Genomic DNA, 20554 nt, shown 5'->3' on the forward strand with positions numbered 1-20554 from the left:
GGTGAAGTCGATGGCGATCACAGACGTCGACGTATTCGCGCATCTGACAGATGCTGACATCGAAAATCTGGGCGTTGAGCTCGATGCCATCCGACAGGACATCGAAGACTCACGGGGAGAGCGGGACGCCCGTTACATCCGTCGCACCATCGCAGGCCAGCGCGCGCTCGAGGTGGTCGGCCGGCTGCTGCTGACCGCCAGTTCGCGGCGCTCGGCCTGGTGGGTCGGGACCGTGACGCTGGGCGTGGCCAAGATCATCGAGAATATGGAGATCGGCCACAACGTCATGCACGGCCAGTGGGATTGGATGAACGACCCGGAGATTCACTCCTCGACGTGGGAGTGGGACATGGCCGGGTCGTCCAAGCACTGGCGCTACACCCACAACTTCGTGCACCACAAGTACACCAACATCCTCGGGATGGACGACGACGTGGGCTACGGCATGTTGCGCGTCACGCGCGATCAGCGCTGGAAGAAGTTCAACGTCTTCAACCTGGTGTGGAACACGTTGCTGGGCCTCGGCTTCGAGTGGGGCGTCGGGCTGCAGCATGTGGAGATCGGCAAGATCGTCAAGAAACGGATGGATCAGGACGAGGCGCGGCAGCGCACCGACGAGTTCCTGGCCAAGGCCGGTCGTCAGGTGCTCAAGGACTACGTCGCCTTCCCGGCGCTGACCTCGCTGTCGCCCGGCGCGACGTACCGCTCGACGCTGACGGCCAACGCCACGGCCAACGTGATCCGCAACGTCTGGGCCAACGCCGTGATCTTCTGCGGCCATTTCCCCGACGGCGCAGAGAAATTCACGAAGACCGACATGATCGGTGAATCCAGGGGGCAGTGGTACCTGCGCCAGATGCTGGGCAGCGCCAACTTCGAGGCCGGACCCGCGCTACGGTTCATGAGCGGCAACCTGTGCCACCAGATCGAACACCACCTGTACCCGGACCTGCCGAGCAATCGGTTGCACGAGATCTCGGTGCGGGTGCGCCAGGTGTGCGACAAGTACGACTTGCCTTACACCACAGGCTCGTTCCTGCTGCAGTACGCCAAGACGTGGCGCACGATGGCCAAGCTGTCGCTGCCGGACAAGTACCTGCTGGACAACGCCGACAACGCGCCCGAGACGCGCAGCGAGCGGATGTTCGCCGAGCTCGGCCCGGAATTCGCGGGCATCGACCCAGCCACCGGCCGGCGGCGCGGCCTCAAGACCGCCATCGAAACGGTGCGGGGCTGGCGGCGTCGCAAGAAGGACGCGGCGACCCGGCCCGGTGCCAACGACCTGGCGGCCTAGAACTTCGCGCCTCAGAACTTCGCGACGGCCCCCGCGTCGATCGGCAATGCCGCGCCGGTGATGTACTGCGCCTCGTCGGACGCCAGGAACAGCACCGCATTGCTGACCGCGCGCGCCTCGATGACCGGCACCGGCAGCATGTGGAAGTGCCCGAGCACCGCGGCCGTGTCGTCCATGGTCGGCTCGGGAAGGTCCGGCCGCAGCGTGCGGTGAAACTGCTCGTTGTCGATCATCGGCGTCCGGATGTTGCCCGGGTGGATCGAGTTGACCCGAATCAGCTGCGGCGCAAGCTCATTCGCCAGCGAGTTCATCAACCCGACCACACCGTGTTTCGCCGACGCGTAGTGCGCCATGTACCCGCCGCCGCGAAGTCCCAGCATGGAACTGACCAAGATGATGGACCCGCCGCGCCCGTCGGACATGTGCGGCACCGCCACCTTGATGGTGTGCCAGACGCCGGTGAGATTGATGTCGAGCATGGTCTTCCAGGCCGTTTCTTCGATCAGCGCGGCGGGTGCGGGACTGCCGCTGATGCCGGCGTTGGCGATCACCACATCGGGCCGGCCCAATTCGTCGACCCCCTGCTGCAACGCATCGCGAAGACTCGCGACGTCGCGAACATCGGCCTTGGCGGTCACGATGCGCCGGCCCGATTTTTCGACCAGGGTCGCGGTCTCGTCGAGGTCGGCCTCCGTCGCTCCCGGATAGATGACCCCCTCAACGTCGCCGCACAGGTCCACCGCGATGATGTCGGCGCCCTCCTCGGCGAGGCGGACGGCGTGCTCCCGGCCCTGGCCGCGCGCGGCGCCCGTGATGAACGCGACCTTGCCGGCGACCCTGCCAACGGTTTTCGTCATCGTGCCTCTCCTACGATCGATGGGTTACACCCGAGACGATATCGGTGATCGCCGCGGCGCTCGTTACAGGAGGGCAAAGAACATCGCGGCGGTACCCGCGGCCGTGCACGCCTGGTACAGCGGTTCCATCCGCGTGCCCGGCCGCCGGGCGATCCAACGGCAGGACCAGTACAGCGCCACGACGGCGAAGCCAAGGGCCGCGATCCAGTTCACCGCGGCGATCCACCCGAGTCCGGTTGGCGCCCGGGACATCTCATGTCCGGTCAGCTCCATTCCCGGCATGTCCATGGCCATCGCGTCCGGCGCCGGGTGGCTCGCAGGGCGCGGCATCTCGCCGCTCATCTCCGCGTACATCCACACCATTGCCGCGGCCATCACGGCGTAGTAGGAATTGGTGAGCCGCTCACCGAACGCGGAGGCGGCTCGGCCGGCCGCGTACGCGAAGGACGCGCCGGCCAGGGCGAAGAAGATCATCGGCCCGACCGCCGAGAGTTGCACGCCGATGTGCCAGGCCATCAGGATCATCGCCGCCGCCATCGTCAGATGAAACAGATGGCTCAGGGTGCCGGTTCGCTGGCTGCGTTGTGCGACAAGGACATAGACGTATGCCGCGATACCGACGCCGAAGAGCGCGGTGACGATCCACCGCAGCGTGAGGTCGCCGATCAAGAGGCGGCTCCGCCTACTAGCATGGCGCGAACGGTACCCCCCCAGGGTACTTGGGTCAAGCGACGCGGCCGAAGTCCTGCCGCCAGGCGCCGGAGCTCAGCAGCCGCAGCCCGTTGAGCGCCACTACGACCGTGGAGCCCTCGTGGCCGGCGACACCGAGCGGCAGCGGCAGGGTGCCGAGCAGGTCCCACACCACGAGCCCGGTGATGAACGTCGCCGCGATGACGAGATTGGCGACCACGACGCGGCGCGCGCGACGAGCCAGGGCAACGACCGCCGGGATGGCCGCGAGTTCGTCCCGGACGGTGACGGCATCGGCGGTTTCCAACGTCAGGTCGGCGCCGTTGCGCCCCATGGCAATCGACGCGTGCGCGGCGGCCATCGCCGGCGCGTCGTTGATCCCGTCGCCGACGAACAGCACACGGTGGCCGTCGCCCTGGAACTGGCGGACGGCGGCGACCTTGTCGTCGGGCAGCAGGTCGGCGCGCACGTCATCGATTCCGGCCTGTGCGGCCAGGTGCTCTGCGGCCGGCCGGGTATCGCCGGTCAGCAGGACCGGCGCGTTCGACGTGATCGCGGCGATCGCGCGGACCACCTTCCCGGAACCTTCGCGCGCGGTGTCGTCCAGTCCGAGAATGCCGACCAGCGTCGCATCGACGACCACGAGAACGGCGGTGGTTCCCCGGCTTTCGAGGCGGCCTACGGCAGACGGGTTGCGGTGGAATGCGCGCGGGCTCAGCACCTCGATCGCCCGGCCCACGACCCGGGCGCGCACGCCACGGCCGGGAAGGGCCTGGAAGTCGGCGGCATCGGAAAGCGCGAGCCCACGGGCGCGGGCGGCTGAGACGACCGCGCGCCCCAGCGGATGCTCGCTGAATTGTTCGGCGCTGGCGGCGATCCGCAACACGTCGTCGTCCGAGTACCGGTCGTCGGTCGCGGCGATGCTGGTGAGTTGTGGTGTTCCCGTCGTGAGGGTCCCGGTCTTGTCGATCGTCACCAGGGTGGTGTCCGCGAGGTGTTCCATCGCGACCGCCGACTTGACGAGCACGCCGTGCCGTCCGGCGTTGGCAATCGCCGAGAGCAGCGGCGGCATGGTCGCCAACACCACTGCGCACGGCGATGCCACGATCATGAACGTCATCGCCCGCAGCAGCGTGGGCTCGAGCTGGGCCCCGAGCAGCAGGGGGACCGCGAACAGGGCCACGGTCGCCGCGACGACGCCCACCGAATACCGTTGCTCGACCTTCTCGATGAACAATTGTGTCCTGGCTTTGGTGGCCGATGCCCGCGCGACCAGGGCGACGATGCGGGCGACGACGGTGTCGGAGGGCTCCGTGGTGACGCGGATGCGAAGTGCCCCAGCGCCGTTGAGCGTGCCCGCGAAGACCTGGTCGCCGACGGCCTTGCCGGCCGGCAGGGGCTCGCCGGTGACCGACGACTGGTCGACGTCCGATCCGCCGTCGACGACGACGCCGTCCGCGGAGACGCGCTCACCCGGGCGCACGCTGACCAGGTCGCCGACGTACAGCTCCGCGGCGTCGACCGGCTCTTCGGTCCCGTCGGTGTGGATGCGGACCGCGCGAGCGGGCGCGAGGTCGAGCAGCCCCCGCACCGAGTCCTCGGTGCGCTTGGTCGCCGCGTCCTCCAATGCGCCCGAGGTGGCGAAGATGACGATCAGCAGGGCCCCGTCGAAGACCTGGCCGATACCCGCCGCGCCGATGGCCGCCACCACCATGAGTAGGTCGACGTCCAGGGATCGCGACCGCAGGGCCTGCAGACCTGCCCAGGCCGGCGACCAGCCGCCGGTGCCGTAGCACGCCAGGTAGCACGTCCACGGCAGCCATTGCGGCGCGTGCCAGAGCTGGGCAGCAAGGCCGGCCAGGAACAGGAGCAACGCCGCGGTGGCCCATCGCACGGCGGGCACCGACCACAGGCCCGCGACGGTCGACGGCACGGCGCTCGCGGCGGGCGCGTGCGTCGGCGCGGCGGTGGCGGTGCTCATCCGACGCCTACTCCGATCCGTCGATAACCCGTCTTATACATGTATACATGTATACCTCTACATATATCATCTCAATTGCTCTGGCGTGCTTCAATTGAAGACATGGGGCATGGAGTGGACGGCAGGGTGACGCCGCCGGCAATACTCGATCCCGCGTCGGCGGGCAAGATCGCCGAGACCCTGCAAGCGCTGGCCTCGCCGAACCGGCTGATGATTCTGACCCGGCTGCGGCAATCCCCGTGTGCGGTCGGCGACCTTTCGACCGCGGTCGGGATGGAGCAGCCGGCGGTGTCGCACCAGCTGCGGTTGCTGCGCGCGCTCGGCCTGGTCGCGGGCGACCGCAACGGCCGCAACATCGTCTACCGCCTCTACGACAACCACGTCGCGCAATTGCTCGACGAGGCCGTCTACCACATCGAGCACCTGCGCCTCGGCGCCACGGATGCGACGGCTTAGGCCCTAGCCGCCGCAGCAGTCCGCGTCGGCTTCGCTCACGGGGGCGCAGCAGGCTTCGCCGCGCCACGCCTGTATACCCTCCCGGACGGCGATGCCGGCAATCGCCAGTGCGGCAACGGGATCCGCCCACGACCAACCCAGTAGCGAATTCAGCAACAGCCCGACCAACAACACCGACGACAGATACGTGCACAGCAGCGTCTGCTTGGAGTCGGCGACCGCCGATCGCGAGTTGAGTTCGGCACCGGCGCGGCGCTGCGCCAGCGACAGCACCGGCATCACCAGCAGGCTGACGGCCGCCAGCGCAATGCCCACCGCCGAATGCTTTGCCTCGCTGAGACCGAACAGCGAAGCGATGGATTCAGCCGTGACGTACGCGGCCAGGCCGAAGAACGAGAAAGCTATGAGCTGCAATGCGATTGGTTCGCGCGCCTCGTGTTCGCGTCCGGCGAACTGCCACGCAACGACGGCTGCGGACGACACCTCGACCACCGAGTCCAGTCCGAAGCCGATCAGCGCCGTGGACGAGGCGCGCGTGCCCGCGACGAGTGCGACCGCGGCCTCGATGACGTTGTAGGTGATGGTCGCTGCCACCAGCAGCCGGACGCGCCGTGCAAGCACCTGACGACGCGACATCAGCGCTCACAGCAATCGGGTTCGACGGCCAGCACCAGGCCGACCAGGTCGTTGAGGGCGTGGGCCAACCGCGCGTCGGCCAGCTCGTAACGGCTGCGCCGCCCCTCGGGCACCGCGATGACGAGCCCGCAGCCGCGCAGGCAAGCGAGATGATTCGACACGATCTGCCGGGACGCCCCGAGCTCCTCCGCCAAGTCGGAGGGATACCGTCCGCCGTTGCGCAGCCTGAGCAGGATCGCGGTCCGGGTCGGATCGGACAACGCGTACCCAAACCGTGTCAACGCGTCGCGATGCGCCAGGATCTGCATGTCCGGATAGTACAACGATTGCTGAATTCAGAAAATCCTGTACTTGGCGCCGAAGCCCGCCAGCCCGGGCACCGTCGTGCAGATCGGCGCCGAACGTCGCAATGTGGGCGCGGCCCCGTCGCTAGCCGACCGCGGCGCCGAAGAGATGTCCGATGCCGTAGGTGAACGCCAATCCCGCCGCGCCGCCGAGCACGACACGCAGCACCGCACGCGAGACGTTGCCGCCACCGATCCGGGCGCTGAGCGCGCCGGTGAACGCCAGGGCGACGAGCACCGCGACGAACGTCACGGGGACGCGCCAGGCGTTGGGCGGCAACAGGATTGACACCAGGGGCAACACCGCGCCGACGATGAACGACGCCGCCGAGGCGCTGGCGGCCTGCCACGGGTTGGCCAGCTCGTCGGGATCGATGTTGAGCTCGGCGTGGGCGTGAGCGGTCAGCGCGTCGTGCTCGGTCAGCTCCCGGGCGACCAGCGCGGCGGTCTGCGGTGAGAGGCCCCGGCTTTGGTAAATGGCTGTGAGTTCGGCCAATTCGGCCTCGGGCAGGTGCTTCAACTCATGCCGCTCGATGGCCAGCTGGGCCTTTTCGCTGTCGCGTTGGCTGGACACCGACACGTATTCGCCCAGCGCCATCGAGACCGCGCCGCCCACCAGCGCCGCCAGGCCGGCCGTGAAAATCGGGCCGCGTCCGGGGGTGGCCCCGGCCACGCCGACGACGATGCCGGCCACCGAGACGATGCCGTCGTTGGCGCCCAGCACCGCGGCCCGCAGGCTGTTCAGCCGGCCGGAGCTGTGGCCGGCGTGCGGTTCGGCGTCGTGCAGGTGGTCCGCCGGGTCTAGTTGGTCGTTGGTCATGCCGCTCAGCGAAGCGTATGTTCGGCCGACGCGCTAGCAAGCCAAGCCTCATCAAACTCGCCGGTCAGAGGCGTTAGCGTTGGCTCGGCCGGGGTGCCGGGCGTTAGGGTGGCGACAACCATGACGATCATCCATGACTTGCCCGCCCATGTGCTGTTTGTTCATTTCCTCGTCGTCTTGGCGCCACTGACGGCGCTGCTGGAAATCGTGTGCGCCCTGTGGCCCGCGGCGCGGCGCGGACAACTCGGCTGGCTTACCGGCATCCTCGCCGTCGTGACGATGGTGCTGACGCCGATCACCGCCGATGCCGGCGGATGGCTGTATGACCTGCGGCGCAGCCCCAGCCCGATTCTGCAGCAGCACGCCGAGCTGGGCGACACCATCGTCTATTTCGCCGTTGCGTTATTGGTCGTCGCCGCCGGTCTTTTGGTGCTGGGACGAATCGAGCGGCGGTCCGGATCGCGCGGCCGGGTCGTCAACGCCTCGGTCGCGATCGCCGCCATCGTGGTGGGTGTCGCGACGATGATCCAGATCTACCGGGTCGGCGACGCCGGCGCGCAATCGGTGTGGGGCAACGAGATAGCGCATCTGAAGCAGGCCAATCCCAAGTAGGCCGGGTTGGGGCTACCCTCGAGACATGCTCGCAGCATTTGGATTCGAAACCATGGGTGTGGTCGTGGGGGACATGTTCTTCGTTGACCCGAACCCGAACGAGGGCCAGGAAACCCCGGAACGGGGAGTCCGGCTGGAACTTCGTCTCGTCGATCGGGCCGAGCCGCAGGGGTCCATTTACGCCGGCGTCCCGATCTCCTTCAACCGCCCGGTCTGGCGGGTAGACCTGTTCGGGTCCACCGAGAGCCCGCCGGGGACCCTGGACCGGGCCCATCACCACCCCCGGTTCACGGGCTGGGAACCCGGCCGGCGGAATTTCGTGCCCGAGCTGTCGGCCGACCCGGTGGCGTGGTTGGCGGGGGAGTTGGCCGATCCGGCCGCCGTGCTGGCCAGGGCGGGAGTCGAACCCGACGAGGTCACCGAGGCCGACAAGGCGGGACTCGCCGCGGCGGCCCCGGAGATCGTGGCGGCGGTGCGACGGATGCTCGACGGCGTGCGCGACGGTGAGCTTGCGCCCGCGCCGCCCGAGCCGGTCGCGGCCGCCCGCACCGGCTGGCTCTAAGCCATTTGCGTGCCGGCGGAAGCAGGGTCGCGTAGGGTGAGCGTTAACAACGCGAGGATGGGTGCAGGTGAACAGCCAGGACTGGTACGACGCGCCGCAGATTCATCCGTCGAAGATCGGGGTCGGTGACGTTATCGGCACCGTTCGTCCCACCGCCTCGCGCCTCACCGTGAAACTGATCAGCGGGTCGCAGTCGGCACCGCGCCGGTGGACGTTCTTCACCCGTGATGCCAACGGCCAGCAGCGCACGACGACGTTTGGCGAGGACGACCTAGTTCGCCGGTACGCCAAGGCATCCTGAGGGCGAGAAGTCGGGACGCGGATCCCGTGTCCACAACTGGTCCAACGCCTCTCGGCTCTCATCGTCGGCGGCGCGGCATATCATCAGACGTTGGTCCGTATCTTGAAGGGGGATAAGGACTTCGAAGTCGACGGCGATCGCGCCGACGTCGGGATGTCGCAGGGCCTTGCTTCCCCGGCCGTTGACCGCGACGCTTCCTTCGGCCCACAACCGCGCGAACTCGTCGTCGTGAGACATGAATTCGGCGAACAGGTCGGCCAACGCCTGATCATCCTGATGGGCGGCCCACACGGCGCGCAGGTGAGCAACCCCTTCCCGCACTACGCGATCACGGTCAACGTAGTACTCGCGTATCTGGGGGTGCATCAGGCACAGCCACATCGAGTTGCGTTGCGAGGGGGGCAGGGTGTCGAAATCCACTAATAGCTGGGTTATTTCGCGGTTCCAGGCCAGGATGTCGAAGCGGTGGTTCATCAGCATCGCCGGCAGGGGCGACAGTTCATCGACCAGATCCACCAGTGGCGGGGCCGCAGCGGTGGCGAGCTTGTCCGACCTACGTGGTCGCTGCCCGGTCAGGTCGAATAGGTAGGCGCGTTCGGCGGCGGTCAGGCGCAGCGCCCGCGCTAATGACTCCACCACGTTCGCGGAGGGTCGGAGCCCGCGCGCCTGTTCCAGCCGGACGACGTAGTCGATACTGACCCCGGCCAGTTCGCTGCAAATCGAATGCAACCTGATCGAGCGCACCGGCGAACGGGACTTGATCCCCATGGCGCAGGAGATGGGATTGGGGGTGATCCCGTATGCACCGCTGGCCGGTGGGGTACTCAGCGGCAAATACAGCCGCAGCGACCTCACCGCGACGAACATCGCCTCCGGCGACGGCACCCGCAAGAGCTTCAACTCCGCCTTGGGCACGCTCACCGAGCGCAACCTCGGCATCGCCGATGCCGTGAAGTAGACGGCCAGCGAAATGGGTCGCACACCCGCGCAGGTCGGATTGGCTTGGACCCTGCGGAATCCGGGGGTGACGGCACCGATCATCGGCGCGCGCACGCCCCATCAGCTCGAGGAGAACCTTGGGTGCCCCGGATGTCAGCTTCACCGCCGGCCAGCTGACCCGCCTCGGCGAGGCCAGCGCGATCCGGCTCGGCTTCCGACACGACATTCTTGCCAGTGACCACATCCGCACTGTGACGGCGGGCGATCTGACGATCGAAAGCCGGCGCACTCCAGATTCGGTGAGCGCCGCTTGAGGCGCCTGGCCGGCTCGGGGCTCCTAGCCCAGCCGCTCGACGATGGAGCCAGAGGTTCGCAAAACAACTAGCTCGGCGGGTTCTGCGTCCTGCCGGGATTCGGAAACGCCGGGTTAGTGTAGGCCGGCGTCTGAGGCTCTTCGCCGGGATTCGAACTCTCTGCTTGTGGTGGCCCGGACACTGCCGCAGCCGGTGAAGTCGGAGGCCCTCGATGTTCGGGCGGTGGCGGCTTGGGTACCAAGTAGTTCCTCCACGCGCCCGGTGGGTTTGGTGCAGGGCCGATGGTGTTGTCCGGCCAGCGCCATGAACACCCCCCGATAGCGCCGCCGAAATCGCCTGCAGGAATGGTTAATCCAAAACCCATAAAAGTTGCACCGATGGGGGCATTACCACCTGGACCACCCAGGTTCCATCCGCCATATTCGCAGTGCCAGTGCGTGCTGTTCTCTTCGATAGGGAAATCGCAGTAGTACGACGTGGCCCCCGCCTCGAAATTACTTCCGCCAATACCGGGATAGTCGCACACGCCAGGGCCTGGAATGTTGCCGCCCGGCCCGGCCCAGGCCGCGGGGGAATTGAGGAGTGCCCATAACGTAACGCCTGGCGCTACAAGTAATCTACTTCCCTTGCTCAGCGACTCTTTCACTGTAAACACCTTCTGGCCTCGGCAGTGGCAGCACGTGCCTCGAGTCTGCATCCTGCAATAGCAGTGTGTCTACCACAATCATCAGATTCGCTGTGGCTGAACGTAAGTCCCGCGACTCGCTTCGAACTTTTCCGCCGAGCGAGCTGCCAGATCGATCTGCCGGCGAGCGGTGCGTGCATGAATATCTTCGTTGCGCGTTGGACCAGCTCCCGAACCACATGTTCCGGAGCCCATCATGCCTCGCTTCATCGGCGGCATTCCTGGAAGATACTGACCGCGGCGCTAGCACCCAAGGCGGCAAAGAGTGTCCGCCGAGCGAATCTAACCACCGCGAAAAATGTTGGTGGGTAACGCTATTGATGCGGCTACATTAATCGTCGATACCATTGGTCGTTGTCCTCCGGCTCAGCGCGAGGGCTGTCCCAAAACATGGATCCCGTCCGGGCTGGAGCCGGATCGCTGAGCGCGGGCGGACCGCTTCGTCGCCTGGTGAGAAAGCCGCCCGCAAGGATGCCGGCGACGATGACAGCACCCCACAGCACTGCCATCACCAGAGCCTCCGGCAGGCATCCAGCCCAGCCCCAGCCGATCCCGTGGAACCACATCATGTTTGCATCGCCTCCGCACTCATCACTTTGACCGCTACGGGCGGGGGCCGCTGGGCGGCATCATCGCGCCCGGTTTCATGTGCCCGTCCGGCTTCATCATTTGCTCGCCGTGCTTCATCTCGGCACAGGAGGCCATCATCCCCGATCCCATGTGGCCGTAGTGCGCGCCGCCGAAATTCCAACTCAGGAAGAAGCCCGAGAAGAAGATTGCCGCGACGATGAAGAGGCCGCCGGCGACTATTCCCACCCACGCCAATGCCTGGTTCAGGCGACTCGGTCGGTGGGGTGAGTCCGTGGGTATGTCGGTCGTGACGCCGGAGTTGTCGGCCGGTGCGGAAACGTCGCTGGCGCTTGCCATGAGTTGAATCTCCTGTCCCGAAGCAGTGGATTACTCGTCATGCTACCCCACCCAGGGTGGGGTGGGATAGCATGACCCGATGAGATGATCGCCTGACGGCAAGCCAGAGGGAGACAGCGATGCCTCAGGAAATGACAGCGAAGAAGCGGGCGGCGCTCAACCGACTCAGGACGGTGCGCGGACATCTCGACGGGATCATTCGCATGCTGGAAAACGACGCTTACTGCATTGACGTCATGAAGCAGATTTCTGCTACCCAGTCCGCGTTGGAACGGACCAACCGGGTGATGCTGCACAACCACCTGGAGACCTGCTTCTCGGAGGCGGTCATGGATGGCCGAGCAGCGATCGCGGTCGACGAACTCGTTGACGCGCTCAAGTTCAGTCCCGCGTTGACCGGGCCGGATTCCGCTTTGAATGACACCGCCCCAGGTGAAGCCGTGACCGCCGGCGCACCCTGCGCCGGTTCAGAACACCAGGCCTGACCGAAGGCTGCGACCTACCCCAGCCGCTCGATGATCGTGGCGTTGGCCATGCCGCCGCCCTCGCACATCGTTTGCAGGCCATACCGTCCACCGCGCTGTTCGAGCGCATTGACCAGCGTGGTCATGATGCGCGCACCGCTGGCGCCCAGCGGGTGGCCGATCGCGATGGCGCCGCCGTTGACGTTGGTCTTGGCCAGGTCGGCGCCGGTGTCGTTCGCCCAGGCCAGCACGACAGGGGCGAACGCCTCGTTCACCTCGAACAGGTCGATGTCGGCGAGCGTCAAACCGGCGCGCTGCAACACCTTTTCGGTGGCCGGTATGACGCCGGTGAGCATGTACAGCGGATCGGACCCCACCGCGGTCGCGGTGTGAATCCGCGCCAACGGGCGCAGGCCGAGCTTGCGGGCGACCTCGCTGGTAGTGATCAGGACCGCGGCGCTGCCGTCCGACAGCGGCGACGAGTTCCCGGGCGTGATCTCCCAATTGATCTGGGGGAAACGCTGTTCGGCCGCCTCGCTGTAGAACGCCGGCTGCAGCGCGGCCAGGGTCTTCACGGTGGTCGCGGGCCGGATGATCTCGTCGGTCTGCAGCCCGGCAATCGGAATCAGCTCGTTGTCGAACAGACCGTCCTTGGTGGCGCGGGCGGCCCGGTTGTGGCTCTCGGCGGAGAATTCGTCGAGCTGGGTGCGCGACAGGCCCCACTTGGCGGCGATCAGTTCGGCGCTGATGCCCTGGGGCACGAGGCCGTCCGGGTAGCGGTTCGTCATGTCGTTGCCGAACGGATTGCTGCCGGGCAGCACCGAGCTGCCCATCGGCACCCGGCTCATCGATTCCACGCCGCCGGCGATCACCAGGTCGTAGGCGCCGGCGAGCACGCCCTGGGCGGCGAAGCTGATGGCCTGCTGGCTGCTGCCGCATTGCCGGTCGACCGTCGTTCCCGGAACGGACTCGGGGAATCCAGCCCCCAGCAACGCGTTGCGGGCGATGTTGACGGCCTGGTCGCCGGCCTGGGTGACGGCCCCGGCGATCACGTCGTCGATCTGCACCGGGTCCACCCCGGTGCGCGCCACCAGTTCGCGCAGGCTGTGCGCCAGCAGGTCGGCCGGCAGCACATCGTGCAGGGCGCCGCTGGCCTTGCCCTTGCCGACGGGGGTGCGCACGGCGCCGACGATGACTGCGTCGCGGCCTTGAAAGCTGGTCATGACTCCTCCTTGAGTCCATTATCGGCCCTGAGTATGGCTCGATATACCCAGCAAAACGCCTAGGTATACTAAAATCAACCCAGACGGGAGGTGATTTAGATGACATTTCTGCAAGGTGTGCTGGCGGACCGGGACAAATGGTCGGCGGTCGGTCAGTGCGCGATCGAGAAGACGATGGCGGTGGTGGGCACCAAGTCCGCGATGTTGATCATGCGCGAGGCGTATTACGGCACCACGCGGTTCGACGACTTCGCCCGCCGGGTCGGCATCACCAAGGCGGCGACCTCCGCGCGGCTGGCCGAGCTGGTCGAGCTGGGGTTGCTGGAGCGGCGGCCCTACCAGGAGCCCGGGCAGCGCAGCCGCGAGGAGTACGTGCTGACCAAGGCCGGCATCGACTTCATGCCAGTGGTCTGGGCCCTTTTCGAGTGGGGGCGCAATCACCTGCCGGGGCGCAACCGGCTGCGGCTGACGCACCAGGGGTGCGGCGCCGGGGCGACCGTCGAAATCCGATGCGCCGAAGGGCATTTGGTGCCCCCCGACGAACTCGGCATGCGGCTGGCTAAGTCTCCCTGAGTGCGGCGAGCAAGCGCCGCGCGGCGGCGACGCGGCGGGCGGCCGGTCCGGTGAGCGCGTCCAGCGCGCATTCGGGGTCGGCCGGCGGTCCCATGTGTCCGCAGCCGCGCGGGCAATCCTGCACGGTCTCAGCCAGATCCGAGAAGGCCATGAGCACGTCGTCGGGCTGGATGTGGGCCAGGCCGAAGGAGCGGATGCCCGGGGTGTCGATCACCCAGCCCGACCCCTCGGTTTGCAGCGGCAGGGCCACCGACTGCGTCGACGTGTGCCGCCCGCGGCCGATATCGGTCACCTCGCCGACGGCCCGATCCGCCTCGGGCACAAGGCGATTCACCAACGTCGACTTGCCGACCCCGGAATGCCCCAGCAGGACGGTGATCCTGCCGATCAGCAGGTCGGCCACGGCCAGCAGGGGATCGTCGCGACCGGCGGCGACGACGGTCAGGTTCAGATCGGCGAATTGCTTGGCGAACGGTTCCGGCGGGGCAAGGTCAGTCTTGGTCAAGCACAGGATCGGGGTCAGCCCGCCGGCATACGCCGCGATCAGCGCCCGGTCGACCAGCCCGGTGCGAGGCGGCGGATCGGCCAGGGCCACCACGATCAGCAGCTGATCGGCGTTGGCGACCACCACGCGCTCGGTGGGATCGGTGTCGTCGGCGGTACGCCGCAACACCGTTCGCCGCTCCGCCCGGCGCACGATGCGGGCCAGGGTGTCGGTGCGCCCTGACACATCCCCGACGACGTCCACGTCGTCGCCGACGACGATCGGGGTGCGCCCAAGTTCACGGGCGCGCATCGCAGTGACCCGGCGATCGGGATCCCCGCCCAGCACGCAGCCCCAGCGGCCGCGGTCGACGCTGACCACCATGGCCGCTTCGGCGTCGGCGTGTTCGGGGCGGGTCTTGGTCCGGGGCCGTGTGCCCCGACCGGACCGGACTTTGACGTCGGATTCGTCGTAGTCGCCTGGCCTCAATCGTTGGGCTCCGCCTCAATTGTCCGACTCGTCCGCGGGCCGCCGCCGCGGCCCGCATCGTCGCCGAACCCCAACATGTTTGCCCACAGCCGCGGGAATTCCGGCAGCGTCTTGCTGGTGGCGCCGATGTCGTCGACCTCGACGCCGTCGACCCGCAGCCCGACGATCGCGCCGGCCATCGCCATCCGGTGATCGGCGTAGGCGCGCCACAATCCGGCCCGCAGCGGGGCGGCGGTGATGACGAGGCCGTCGGGCGTCTCCTGGCAGTCGCCGCCCAGCCGATTGATCTCGGTGCTCAGCGCGGCGAGCCGGTCAGTTTCGTGGCCGCGCAGATGCGCGATGCCGGACAAGCGCGACACCGATCCCGGGGTTGCCAGCGCCGCCAGCGCCGCCACCGACGGCGCCAGCTCACCGACGTCGCGCAGGTCGACGTCGAACCCCGGGTAGCCGTCCGCCGAACCCTGCACCTCGAGTGACGAATCATCGCGCGTGACAACGGCATTCAGCTTGCCCAGAACGCTCAGGATGTCGTCGGCGGCCTGCACGCTGGTCTGCGGCCAACCGGTGATGCGTACCGCCCCGCCGGTGACCACGGCCGCCGCCAGGAAGGGGACGGCGTTGGTCAGGTCGGGCTCGACCTCCCAATGCCGCGCCGCCACCTTGCCTGCCCGCACCTGCCAGCGGTTCGGGACCGAATCGTCGACCTCGACGCCGGCCTGGCGCAACATCACCACCGTCATCGCGATGTGCGGCGCCGACGGCACTGCGGAGCCGGTGTGCTGCACGGTCAGCCCGTTGGTGAACGACGCCCCGCACAGCAGCAGGCCGGACACGAACTGCGACGACGCCGAGGCGTCAATGGCCACCGTGCCGCCGGCGATCGCGCCGCTGCCCAGCACCCGGAATGGCAGGCCATTCCCGTCGATCCGCACGCCGAGGTCGCGCAGCGCGTCCAGCAGCGGAGCGATGGGCCGGGCCCGGGCCTGTTCGTCGCCGTCGAACTCGACCGCAGTGTCGGCCAGCGCGGCCAGCGGAGGGACGAACCGCAGCACCGTTCCGGCCAGGCCGGTGTCGATGCGCGCCCCGGGGTCGGGGGCGATGGCGCCGCTGACCGCCAGCTCCGAACCGGTGCCGTCGACGCGCAGGCCCAAGATTGTCAGCGCCCCGATCATCAGGTCGGTGTCGCGGCTGCGCAGCGCGCCGCTGACGGTCGACGAGCCTTTGCCCTGGGCGGCCGCCAGCGCGGCCAGCAGCAGCGTCCGGTTGGTCTGCGATTTCGAGCCCGGGACGGTGACGGTCGCGTGGACCGGTGTCGTCGCACGTGGGGCCGTCCAGGCCTGGGTTCCGCTCACCTGCACCATCCTGCCGTGTCGGTGGGTGTCGTGGATACCAGCCACCCAAAGGAGTGGGTGCGGAGCACTATGGAAGCTATGTGCGGACGGTTTGCGGTCACGACGGACCCGGCCCTGCTGGCCCAGAAGATCAAGGCGATCGACGAGGCCACCGGTACATCGGAGCGCGCATCGGAGCCGAACTACAACGTGGCGCCGACGGCCGACATCGCGACGGTGGTGTCGCGCCACAGCGAGCCAGGGGACGAGCCGACGCGCCGGGTGCGGCTGATGCGCTGGGGGCTGATCCCGCCGTGGGTCAAGCCCGGTCTGGACGGGGCCCCGGACAACAAGGGCCCGCTGCTGATCAACGCCCGCGCCGACAAGGTGACCAGCTCGCCGGCCTTCCGCGGCTCGGCCAAGTCGAAGCGGTGCCTGGTGCCAATGGACGGTTGGTACGAGTGGCGGCCCAATCCGTACAGCGCGTCCGCTGACAAGAAGGGCAAGAAGACGGCCAAGACTCCGTTCTTCATGCACCGTTACGACGGCGACATGGTATTCATGGCCGGGTTGTGGTCGGTCTGGAAACCCGCCAAAGATGCTGCGCCGCTGTTGAGTTGCACGATCATCACCACCGACGCGGTGGGCGAGCTGGCCGGCGTGCACGACCGGATGCCGCTGATGCTGGCCGAAAAGGATTGGGACGCTTGGCTGAATCCCGACGCCGAGGCGGATCCCGAGGTGCTGGCCCGCCCGCCGGATGTGCGCGGCATCGAGCTGCGCCAGGTGTCGAGGCTGGTGAACAGCATTCGCAACAACGGACCCGAGTTGCTGGTACCGGCCGAGCCGGAGCCCGAACAGATCACGCTGCTATAGCCATTTTTCGGGGTGGTGGTGGGTGTTGGTGCGGGGTTGGTTGTGGTCGAGGTGGGGTGTTGGGATCCATTGGGTGTGGCCGTTGGGTGTTTTCGGGTGGTCCAGCCGCGGGGTCCGAGGAGGCGGTGGTGGGTCGCCCGCCTCAAAGCCGCCCACAACGCTGGCCGGCTCCCTGCCGAACTGGCCAAGCTGCGCCGCATCGGCCTACTCGTCGTCGACGAAGTCGGATACATCCCCTTTGAACAGGACGCCGCTAACCTCTTCTTTCAACGGCACAATAACCACGACCACGTAGCCTACTTTTCACCGTCGCTTCTGGCCTACTTTTCGACCGTCGTCAACAACAGGTATGTGAGCACACTCACGGGTGCTGCGGCCCACTGACACAAGGATGTGCCATGACAACTCGGCTCGACCCCACCGAGGCGCGCTCGGATCGCGAACCTCAATTCTTCGGACACCCACGCCAATTGATGACCCCGGTCTCGGTCGAGGTGTGGGAAAGGTTCTCGTTCTACGGCATGCGGGCCATTCTGGCGCTGTACCTGTTGACCCCCACAGCACAAGGCGGCATGGGTCTGCCAACGGCGGCCGCGTTGTCGCTTACCGCGATCTATAGCGCCAGTGCCTACTTGACGTCGGTCTTCGGGGGATGGATAGCTGACCGATTCATCGGCGCACGCAAGACGGTTCTCAGCGGTGGTCTGATCATCATGTGCGGCCACATTATCCTGGCGATCCCTACCACGACGCTGTTTTACTTCGGGCTTACCGCCGTCGTGCTCGGGACCGGGCTGCTCAAACCCAACATCGCATCGCTGGTCGGTGCGCTCTACTCACTCGAAGACCAGCGCCGAGACTCCGGCTTCTGCTTGTTCTACATGGGCATCAACATCGGTGGCTTCGTGGCTCCGCTGGTCTGCGGGTGGCTGGGGCAGAACATCAACTACCATGCGGGATTCATGGCCGCCGCGATCGGCATGGGTATCGGGGTCGCATATTTCATCGTCAACTTCCGGGCATTACCTGACGTCGGACCACGCACGCACGACTCCGCCGCTGTTCTCGTCCATCCAGCGAAGCCAGCGGGAATCGGCGCGACGGGCTATTCCGCGGCAGCTGTTGTTTTCGTCGTCACGGCGACGTCCGTGGTCACCGGTGGCGGACTGCAGGGCGCGATCAACGCCATCAGCGCGGCGACCTTCACCATTCCGGTCGCGGTAATGCTGGTGATGATGCGCAGTGCGCGCGTCACCAGCGCCGAGCGCAGCCACCTCAAAGCCTACGTTCCGCTGTTTCTGACCTCGGTGGCGTTCTGGATGATGTTCGAACAAGGATCCACGGTGCTCTCCGAACTCGCCGCAGACCGAGTCGCAACCAACCTGTTCGGAGTTGGATTCCCCTCGTCGTGGTTTCTGTCCATCAACTCCCTGGCCATCATTATCTTCGCTCCGGTGATAGCCGCGGTGTGGATCAAACTGCGCCACCGCAATCCCGGGGCGGCCACCAGGATGGGCACCGGCACGCTGGTCGGCGGGGTCACCTTCGCTGCCGTTCCGCTGGCCCTGGCCACCGCGGGGCACGGCGGGCTCATCTCTCCGGTGTGGTTGATCGGCATCTACCTCGTTCAAGCCGTCGCCGAATTAGCCGTCTCGCCGGTGGGCATCGCCGAGACCACACGGTTGGCGCCATACGCCTACGCAAATCAGACAATGGGTTTCTGGTACCTGTCCATGGCAGCCGGAGCCGGTCTGGGTGCCCAGATGGTGAAGCTGTCCACTGTCATCCCCACCGACTACTACTACTTCCTGCTCGCCGTGATCGGCGTGGGTGTCGGTGCCGCAGTGTTGACGCTGCGTGGCCGGATCGGCAGGCTGTCCGCCGCATGACACCGCCAGATTCGCACAGCAGACGCGCTTCTGCCGTGCCCGACACCCGCCCTCATCCCTACCTGCCGAACGCGACCGAGCAGGCGGTGGCCGGAATGCTCGACGACATTGGAGTGGCGCAGCTGGACGATCTATTCACCGATGTGCCGAGCCGGTTGCGGCAACGGCGCCCATTCGGATTGCCGCCCGCGCTGCGCTCAGAAGCTGAGCTGATCCGCCACGTTCGACAACGCCTGCGCCTAAATATATCCACCGACGACGCGCTGAACTTCTGCGGCGCGGGCACGTACCAGCACGACGTGTCGTCGGTATGCAGTGAGATCGCCGGACGCGCGGAGTTCATCAGTGGCTACGCTGGTGAGCCCTACGAAGACCAGGGCAAGCATCAGGCGCTGTTCGAATATCAAGGCCTGATGGCCGATCTGTTGCAGATGGACGTTGTGTCCGTTCCCAGCTATGACGGCTATCAAGCGGCGGGGACCGCGTTGCGAATGGCGGCGCGGATCACGGGGCGGTGCCGCGCCGTGGTCTACGGTGCCATCCTCGCCGACCGCAGGTCGCGTCTCGACGAGTATGTACGCCCGACGCTGGCCCAGATGGAATATCTGGTCGGCGAGTCGGACCTGAGGCAGCTGCGGGCGGCCGTAGACGACACCTGCGCCGCGGTGCTGGTCGAACTGCCGGACGCGCACGGACTGATCGACGTCGACCTCGCCGAAGTGTCCCGCGCACGCCCACGCCGCCGGTGCCATCGTCATCGTGGCCGTGGACCCCATCGCGCTGGGACTATTGGGGGCTCCGGCAGATTTCGGCGCCGACATTGTCTGCGGTGAACTGCGGTCGCTGGGCAATGGCATGCATTTCGGCGGATCTCACTCGGGACTCCTTGCGGTGCACGATGGTCCGACGTTCGTCTACGAGTTGCGAACGCGACTGTTCGGGCTGGCACCCACCGGAACCGCTGGTGAAGTGGGATTCATCGACATCGCCTATGAACGCACCTCGCTGGCTGCGCGGGAGAACGGGGTGGAATGGATCGGCACCGCCTCGGCGCTCTCTGGGATAGTGGCGGGCACCTTCCTGGCTCTGCATGGGCCAGCCGGGCTGACCGAGTTGAGTTCCTCGATCTTCGACCGCACCTCCTATGCCATCGATCGCCTCGACGCGCTCGATGGATTCCGGGTGGCCGACGTGCACCGGCCGCACTTTCGGGAGTTCGTGTTGCACCTCCAGGACGGGGCGAAGACCGCGTCGGAGCTGTTGTCACAGTTGGCCACCCGCAACATTTTTGGTGGGGTCGCGCTGTCGAGGCAATCGATCCTGGTATGCGTCATCGAAGCCCGCTCGACCGACGACATCGAAACACTGGCTACCGCATTGGAGAATTTGTGATCGACTTTCCGACCCGACGCAGGCAATCGCACCGCCATCACGGCGTGCGGTGGAATGAGCCGCTGATCAGCGAGCTGGGTGGCCCGGGCGAGCGTGGGCTGCTACCTGCGCTGGCGTCCGCAGCGATGACGTCGAGCGGTAACCGCCGACGCCACTAGTTGCTCAGCACGAGCTTCCAGTTGCCGTTGATGTTGCGGTCCGGCACGCACCAGAAGTTGTTCCAGTTCCCCGGCGTCGAGGCCTTCACGCCCGGGCCGGCGTCCTGGCACGCCTGCCGGGTCTGGTAGTTGCCCTCGGTCTGTATCGTGTCGGCGCTGCTGATGCCCACGCCGGCCGTGATCAATCCCGCGAAGGCCAGTACCCCACCGGCGACAAGTCGCTTCATGTTCATGGGCGATAGGTTAGGCCTTGTCAG

24 protein-coding genes and 2 pseudogenes are annotated in these 20554 nt (G+C 66.9%); 14 read left to right on the plus strand and 12 right to left on the minus strand.

Translation table 11 applies throughout. The features are described 5' to 3' along the window. The first annotated feature begins 10 nt into the window (after positions 1–10). Positions 11–1294: a fatty acid desaturase family protein gene (locus tag MSG_RS05975; protein ID WP_096444130.1), complete on the plus strand. Its 1284-nt coding sequence runs from the start codon at positions 11–13 to the stop codon at positions 1292–1294. An 11-nt stretch (positions 1295–1305) separates the two neighbouring features. On the opposite strand, the gene MSG_RS05980 is transcribed toward MSG_RS05975, so the two are convergent. The 3 genes from MSG_RS05980 to MSG_RS05990 all read right to left on the minus strand — a co-directional run bounded on the left by MSG_RS05980 (position 1306) and on the right by MSG_RS05990 (position 4822). Then, entirely contained in the window at positions 1306–2151 is an 846-nt protein-coding gene (locus tag MSG_RS05980) for a mycofactocin-coupled SDR family oxidoreductase (protein WP_096437923.1), read from the minus strand. Between the two features lie 63 nt (positions 2152–2214). Next, positions 2215–2820 (minus strand): DUF5134 domain-containing protein, encoded by a 606-nt coding sequence (locus MSG_RS05985; RefSeq protein ID WP_096437925.1) that lies wholly within the window; start codon positions 2818–2820, stop codon positions 2215–2217. Between the two features lie 55 nt (positions 2821–2875). After that, complete coding sequence (locus tag MSG_RS05990; RefSeq protein WP_096437927.1) at positions 2876–4822, minus strand: heavy metal translocating P-type ATPase; 1947 nt, start codon at positions 4820–4822, stop codon at positions 2876–2878. A gap of 102 nt (positions 4823–4924) precedes the next feature. Between MSG_RS05990 and MSG_RS05995 the strand changes: the two genes are divergently transcribed. Then, entirely contained in the window at positions 4925–5278 is a 354-nt protein-coding gene (locus tag MSG_RS05995; RefSeq protein WP_096437929.1) for an ArsR/SmtB family transcription factor, read from the plus strand. 3 nt (positions 5279–5281) lie between these two features. On the opposite strand, the gene MSG_RS06000 is transcribed toward MSG_RS05995, so the two are convergent. The 3 genes from MSG_RS06000 to MSG_RS06010 form a co-directional block, all read right to left on the minus strand. Beyond that, on the minus strand, positions 5282–5914 hold the full coding sequence (locus MSG_RS06000) for a cation transporter (RefSeq protein WP_096437931.1): 633 nt from the start codon (positions 5912–5914) through the stop codon (positions 5282–5284). Continuing rightward, a complete protein-coding gene (locus MSG_RS06005) occupies positions 5914–6222 on the minus strand; it encodes an ArsR/SmtB family transcription factor (RefSeq protein WP_096444132.1) in 309 nt (102 codons plus the stop codon). The genes MSG_RS06000 and MSG_RS06005 overlap by 1 nt, the downstream gene beginning before the upstream one ends. A gap of 121 nt (positions 6223–6343) precedes the next feature. Then, entirely contained in the window at positions 6344–7078 is a 735-nt protein-coding gene (locus MSG_RS06010; RefSeq protein ID WP_096437933.1) for a VIT1/CCC1 transporter family protein, read from the minus strand. Between the two features lie 120 nt (positions 7079–7198). Between MSG_RS06010 and MSG_RS06015 the strand changes: the two genes are divergently transcribed. The 3 genes from MSG_RS06015 to MSG_RS06025 all read left to right on the plus strand — a co-directional run bounded on the left by MSG_RS06015 (position 7199) and on the right by MSG_RS06025 (position 8553). Then, entirely contained in the window at positions 7199–7690 is a 492-nt protein-coding gene (locus MSG_RS06015) for a DUF2231 domain-containing protein (RefSeq protein WP_096437935.1), read from the plus strand. 25 nt (positions 7691–7715) lie between these two features. Next, a complete protein-coding gene (locus tag MSG_RS06020) occupies positions 7716–8252 on the plus strand; it encodes a hypothetical protein (protein ID WP_096437937.1) in 537 nt (178 codons plus the stop codon). Between the two features lie 67 nt (positions 8253–8319). Further along, positions 8320–8553, plus strand: a complete 234-nt coding sequence (locus MSG_RS06025) for a hypothetical protein (protein ID WP_096444134.1) — start codon at positions 8320–8322, stop codon at positions 8551–8553. Here the strand turns inward: MSG_RS06025 and MSG_RS06030 are convergent. Continuing rightward, on the minus strand, positions 8524–9420 hold the full coding sequence (locus MSG_RS06030) for a helix-turn-helix transcriptional regulator (RefSeq protein ID WP_232011169.1): 897 nt from the start codon (positions 9418–9420) through the stop codon (positions 8524–8526). The two genes, MSG_RS06025 and MSG_RS06030, sit on opposite strands and share 30 nt — an antisense overlap. Here MSG_RS06030 and MSG_RS25480 point away from each other — a divergent pair. Then, positions 9311–9574 (plus strand): annotated as a pseudogene (locus MSG_RS25480) (aldo/keto reductase); the annotation flags it as partial. The gene MSG_RS06030 and the pseudogene MSG_RS25480 sit on opposite strands and share 110 nt — an antisense overlap. Before the next feature lie 55 nt (positions 9575–9629). After that, positions 9630–9806: a hypothetical protein gene (locus MSG_RS25485; protein WP_232011352.1), complete on the plus strand. Its 177-nt coding sequence runs from the start codon at positions 9630–9632 to the stop codon at positions 9804–9806. Between the two features lie 1288 nt (positions 9807–11094). Here the strand turns inward: MSG_RS25485 and MSG_RS06040 are convergent. Then, positions 11095–11418 (minus strand): hypothetical protein, encoded by a 324-nt coding sequence (locus MSG_RS06040; protein ID WP_096437941.1) that lies wholly within the window; start codon positions 11416–11418, stop codon positions 11095–11097. Positions 11419–11537: 119 nt separating this feature from the next. Between MSG_RS06040 and MSG_RS06045 the strand changes: the two genes are divergently transcribed. Further along, positions 11538–11903, plus strand: a complete 366-nt coding sequence (locus MSG_RS06045; RefSeq protein ID WP_096437943.1) for a metal-sensitive transcriptional regulator — start codon at positions 11538–11540, stop codon at positions 11901–11903. 14 nt (positions 11904–11917) lie between these two features. Here MSG_RS06045 and MSG_RS06050 read toward each other — a convergent pair whose 3' ends face one another. After that, complete coding sequence (locus MSG_RS06050) at positions 11918–13105, minus strand: thiolase family protein (protein WP_096437945.1); 1188 nt, start codon at positions 13103–13105, stop codon at positions 11918–11920. A 99-nt stretch (positions 13106–13204) separates the two neighbouring features. On the opposite strand from MSG_RS06050, the gene MSG_RS06055 reads away from it, so the two are divergent. Beyond that, the gene (locus MSG_RS06055; RefSeq protein ID WP_096437947.1) at positions 13205–13678 is read left to right on the plus strand and encodes a winged helix-turn-helix transcriptional regulator; all 474 of its coding nucleotides are present in this window, start codon (positions 13205–13207) and stop codon (positions 13676–13678) included. On the opposite strand, the gene rsgA is transcribed toward MSG_RS06055, so the two are convergent. Together rsgA and aroA are read right to left on the minus strand one after the other, a co-directional pair. After that, the gene (gene rsgA / locus MSG_RS06060; RefSeq protein ID WP_096437949.1) at positions 13665–14651 is read right to left on the minus strand and encodes a ribosome small subunit-dependent GTPase A; all 987 of its coding nucleotides are present in this window, start codon (positions 14649–14651) and stop codon (positions 13665–13667) included. The genes MSG_RS06055 and rsgA overlap by 14 nt on opposite strands. Beyond that, complete coding sequence (aroA, locus tag MSG_RS06065; RefSeq protein ID WP_232011170.1) at positions 14648–16003, minus strand: 3-phosphoshikimate 1-carboxyvinyltransferase; 1356 nt, start codon at positions 16001–16003, stop codon at positions 14648–14650. Before aroA ends, rsgA begins: the two co-directional genes overlap by 4 nt. 78 nt (positions 16004–16081) lie before the next feature. Here aroA and MSG_RS06070 point away from each other — a divergent pair, with 78 nt between their 5' ends. From MSG_RS06070 to MSG_RS25830, 5 genes and pseudogenes are all read left to right on the plus strand, one after another. Continuing rightward, a complete protein-coding gene (locus MSG_RS06070) occupies positions 16082–16858 on the plus strand; it encodes an SOS response-associated peptidase (protein WP_096437953.1) in 777 nt (258 codons plus the stop codon). A gap of 129 nt (positions 16859–16987) precedes the next feature. Continuing rightward, a pseudogene (locus tag MSG_RS06080) lies at positions 16988–17128 on the plus strand (ATP-binding protein); the annotation flags it as partial. A gap of 128 nt (positions 17129–17256) precedes the next feature. After that, positions 17257–18747, plus strand: coding sequence for a peptide MFS transporter (locus tag MSG_RS06085; protein ID WP_096437955.1), 1491 nt, complete (start codon positions 17257–17259; stop codon positions 18745–18747). Positions 18748–18782: 35 nt separating this feature from the next. Beyond that, positions 18783–19580, plus strand: coding sequence for a PLP-dependent aminotransferase family protein (locus MSG_RS25825; RefSeq protein ID WP_170063138.1), 798 nt, complete (start codon positions 18783–18785; stop codon positions 19578–19580). Then, positions 19507–20139 carry a PLP-dependent aminotransferase family protein gene (locus tag MSG_RS25830; protein WP_170063139.1) on the plus strand — a complete coding sequence of 211 codons (633 nt, stop codon included), beginning with the start codon at positions 19507–19509 and terminating at the stop codon, positions 20137–20139. The genes MSG_RS25825 and MSG_RS25830 overlap by 74 nt, the downstream gene beginning before the upstream one ends. A 154-nt stretch (positions 20140–20293) precedes the next feature. Here the strand turns inward: MSG_RS25830 and MSG_RS06100 are convergent, their stop codons facing one another. Further along, positions 20294–20530, minus strand: coding sequence for a hypothetical protein (locus MSG_RS06100; protein ID WP_096437961.1), 237 nt, complete (start codon positions 20528–20530; stop codon positions 20294–20296). Positions 20531–20554 lie beyond the last annotated feature (24 nt).

Origin of the sequence: Mycobacterium shigaense (genome assembly GCF_002356315.1) — a bacterium.
Taxonomy (GTDB): Bacteria; Actinomycetota; Actinomycetes; order Mycobacteriales; family Mycobacteriaceae; genus Mycobacterium; species Mycobacterium shigaense.